Annotated in this window: 4 protein-coding genes; all 4 read right to left on the bottom strand. The window is 69.0% G+C overall.

What is annotated here, in order from left to right:
* Window positions 1-62: 62 nt before the first annotated feature.
* From ABZX37_RS49275 to ABZX37_RS49260, 4 genes are read right to left on the bottom strand one after another with little or no spacing between them, the layout of a single operon-like run.
* Window positions 63-488 (bottom strand): thioesterase family protein, encoded by a 426-nt coding sequence (locus ABZX37_RS49275; protein WP_354751259.1) that lies wholly within the window; start codon window positions 486-488, stop codon window positions 63-65.
* Window positions 481-1,431, bottom strand: a complete 951-nt coding sequence (locus ABZX37_RS49270; RefSeq protein ID WP_354751258.1) for a 3-hydroxyacyl-CoA dehydrogenase NAD-binding domain-containing protein — start codon at window positions 1,429-1,431, stop codon at window positions 481-483. Before ABZX37_RS49270 ends, ABZX37_RS49275 begins: the two co-directional genes overlap by 8 nt.
* Entirely contained in the window at window positions 1,424-2,317 is an 894-nt protein-coding gene (locus tag ABZX37_RS49265; RefSeq protein ID WP_116198444.1) for a 3-keto-5-aminohexanoate cleavage protein, read from the bottom strand. The genes ABZX37_RS49270 and ABZX37_RS49265 overlap by 8 nt, the downstream gene beginning before the upstream one ends.
* Complete coding sequence (locus ABZX37_RS49260; RefSeq protein WP_354751257.1) at window positions 2,317-3,177, bottom strand: TetR/AcrR family transcriptional regulator; 861 nt, start codon at window positions 3,175-3,177, stop codon at window positions 2,317-2,319. Before ABZX37_RS49260 ends, ABZX37_RS49265 begins: the two co-directional genes overlap by 1 nt.
* Between the last annotated feature and the right edge of the window lie 293 nt (window positions 3,178-3,470).

Here is a 3,470-nt window from a genome sequence, read left to right as displayed (position 1 = left end):
GTGAGTGGCAATGCCGGTCAGCACCGGCATTGCCACTCACGACACGGTGGGGGAGGAGGGGATCAGGCGATGGCGCGCCCCGCGTAGTCCGGCGCGGGAGCTAGGTGCGCCTCCAGCGCGGTGGCCACGTCGGCGGGGAACGGCGTCGCGCGGCCCCCGGAAACGTGCAGGCACAACAGCTCTTCGGTGGCGACGAGTTCGCCGGCGACCCGCATTTCGTGGCAGAGCCGCACCTTTTTCGCGCCGGCTGACACCACGGTGGTCGTCACGTCGAGTTCGGCGTCCGCGCCGACTTCGCGCAGGTACCGGACGTGAGCCTCCACTGTGTACAGCGACGCCCCGGTTCTCTCGCGGTAGCCGGGGCCGAGTCCGACGATGTCCATCAGCGCGGTGGTCGCGTCGCCGAAGACGAGGACGTAGTAGGGCTCGGAGAGGTGGCCGTTGTAGTCGATCCACTCCGGACGGACCCGGTCGCGGTACTCAGCCACGACGGGCCTGCCCGACCGCGCGCTGGATGGCGATGACCGCCCGGTCGCGTTCGGCGATCAGGTCGGCGATCGTGCGCCCGTCGGCCTCGTCGTCGCAGCCGGCGACCACGGCGTCGCGCAGGTCCTTGGTGAGTTCGGGCGCTTCGAGCCGGGTCCACGGCGACTTCAGCGACGGTCCGAAGTGGTCCAGCATGTGCGCCATGCCGCCTTCGCCGCCCGCCAGGTGGAAGGTGAGCATCGGGCCCTGGACCGGCCAGCGCAGGCCCGGCCCGTCGGTGATCGCGAGGTCGATCTGCTCGACGGTCGCCTCGCCGTTCGCGACCATGTGCAGGGCTTCCCGCCAGAGCGCTTCCTGGAGCCGGTTCGCGATGAACCCGGGCACCTCGCGGTCCATGGTGATCACGGACTTGCCGACGCGCCGGTAGAACTCGGCGGCCCGCTCGACCGCCTGCGGCGCGCTGAGCTTCCCGCCCGCGACCTCGACCAGCGGGATCAGGTACGGCGGGTTGAACGGATGCCCGACCACGAGCCGTTCCGGCGTCTTCGCGGCGACCTGCATTTCGGTCATGCCGTAGCCGGAGGTGGACGAAGCGATCACGACGTCCGGCGCGGTGACAGCGTCGATGTCGGCGAGCAGTTTCTGCTTGAGCGCCAAGTCTTCCGGCGCGCTTTCCTGGACGAAGCCCACGCCGTCGACGGCTTCCGCGAGCGTCGCGGTGACGGTGAGGCGATCGCGGCTTGCCCCGGGCTTGAGGCCCAGTTCGGTGAGCGCGGGCCACGCCGCGTTGACGAGCCTTTCGAGCTTCTCGGCCGCGTCCGGCGCGGGGTCCCAGGCCCGGACGTCGAAGCCCTGGGCGAGGAAATGCGCGACCCAGCCGCCGCCGATGACTCCGGCTCCGATGCAGGCGACAGTGTCCACAGTGGTCTCAGCGGGCTCAGGCATTCACGCGCTCCTTCAAGCCGAGGATTTCGCGCGCCCGATCGGGGCCGGCGATGTCCGCGCCGAGCTTCTGCACGATGTCCACGGCGCGTTCCACGAGCTGGCCGTTGGTGGCCTTGACGCCGCGCGCGAGGTAGAGGTTGTCCTCCAGCCCGACCCGGACGTGCCCGCCCAGCAGCACCGACTGCGCGACCCACGGCATCTGGTCGCGTCCGATGGCGAACGACGCCCACTGCGCGCCTTCCGGCAGCAGGTGCACCATCGCCTGCAACAACCCGGGATCCGGCGGCGCGCCGTACGGGATTCCCATGCACAGCTGGAACAGCGGCGGCGGGTCGATCAGGCCTTCCTCGACCATCTTCGTGGCGAACCAGAGGTTGCCGGTGTCGAAGATCTCCAGCTCGGGCTTCACGCCCAGCTCCTGGATCCGCTTCGCGCCGGTGCGCAGCATGTCCGGAGTGGACACGTAAAGTTGGTTGCCCTCGCCGAAGTTCAGCGAACCGCAGTCGAGCGTGCAGATGTCCGGCAGGAGTTCCTCGACGTGCGGGAGCCGGTCGTGCGCGTTGACGAGGTCGGTGCCGTCGACTGGCTTGAGCGGGTCTTCGGCGTCGATGACGAGGTCGCCGCCCATACCCGCGGTGAGGTTGACGACGACGTCCACACCGGACTCTTTGACCAGCCGCACAGCCTCGCGGTACAGCGCGACGTCTCGCGACGGGGCACCGGTTTCGGGTTCGCGCACGTGGATGTGGACCACCGCCGCGCCGGCATTGGCGGCCTCGATGGCGCTTTCGGCGATCTGCGCCGGGCTGACCGGGACGTGCGGGCTCCGGCGGGTGGTGTCCCCCGCGCCGGTGAGCGCACAGGTGACGATGACCTCGTGGTTCATCAGGCTCCTTGGACGATCGAGCGGTCGATGAAGTCGTGCAGGTGCGCGCGCATCGCGCCCACCGTGCTGCCGGGACGCCCGGTCAGCACCTGGATGCCGAGGCCGTCGATCAGCGCGGTGAGCTGCGCGGTGGCGGCCTCGGGGCCGGCCAGGCGGAACACGCCCTGCTCCTGGCCGGTGCGGATGGTCATGAGAATGGTCTGGTACCAGCGGTCGTAGGAGTCGGTGTAGAGCGAACGCAGCCGCGGGTCGAGCGCGACCTCGTTCCAGACCTGCAGCCACACCGACCATTCGGCGCGCAGCAGGCCCTCGGTGGGCAGCTGGAGTTCGACGAGCTTGAGCAGCCGGTCGTGCGCGCCGGGCACCGCGTGCAGCTCGGCGACCTGCCGGTCGAAAGCGAGCTTCACGTTGCGCCGCAACGCTTCGTCGAGAACTTCGGTTTTGGTGGGGAAGTGGTAGTGGATGGCCGCGGTGCTGGTGCCGCACGCCTGGGCGATGTCGGAGATGCGCACCCGGTGATAGCCGCGTTCGGCGATGAGCCGCCAGGCGGTTTCGAGGATTCGCCGTCGTGGCTCGGAGTGGGCCAGGTCGTCGGGGTCGCTCGCCGTTCCGGCCGCGGGGGCGGGGACGGCGGTGACGGTTTTGGCGTCGTCGCTGCCGTTGAGCAGCCAATTCACGGTGACGCCGGAGTATTCGGCCACGCGGACGAGTTCGTGCGGGGAGAACCGGCGGGAGCCGTTGAGGGCCTTGGAGAGTTTGGTCTGGTCCAGGCCGATGGCGGCGGCGAACTCGCGCTGGGGGACGGGCATGGACTGGATCAGCTGGCGCACTCGTTCTCTCAGCTGGTCTGTTTCGTCCATGGCCGGAGACGGTAACCGCGCGTTGCGAAAATCGCAACTCTGGTGGGGTTGGACACGTAACGGTTTGAGATATCGGTTTTGTGCCAAGGAGTTGCGATCTTGTGTTGACTGGCGGATCAGTCGGTGGGGGCGGGGTGATGGGGGCGGCTCGTCGCCTGGCGGCGACATTGCGCTCGTTGGTTGCGTGGGGCACCCCGAAGCTTGATTGTGCTGACGGTTCGGGGGTGCTTGTCAAGGCGGGAAAGATGCCTTGACAAGCACCCCCGAACCGCAGGGAGGCTTCGTATCGGGGT

This window comes from Amycolatopsis sp. NPDC004079 (assembly GCF_040610415.1).
Classification (GTDB): Bacteria; Actinomycetota; Actinomycetes; order Mycobacteriales; family Pseudonocardiaceae; genus Amycolatopsis; species Amycolatopsis halotolerans.
The sequence above is the reverse complement of the archived record's forward strand: the minus strand, read 5'-3'. Positions and strand labels throughout refer to the sequence as shown.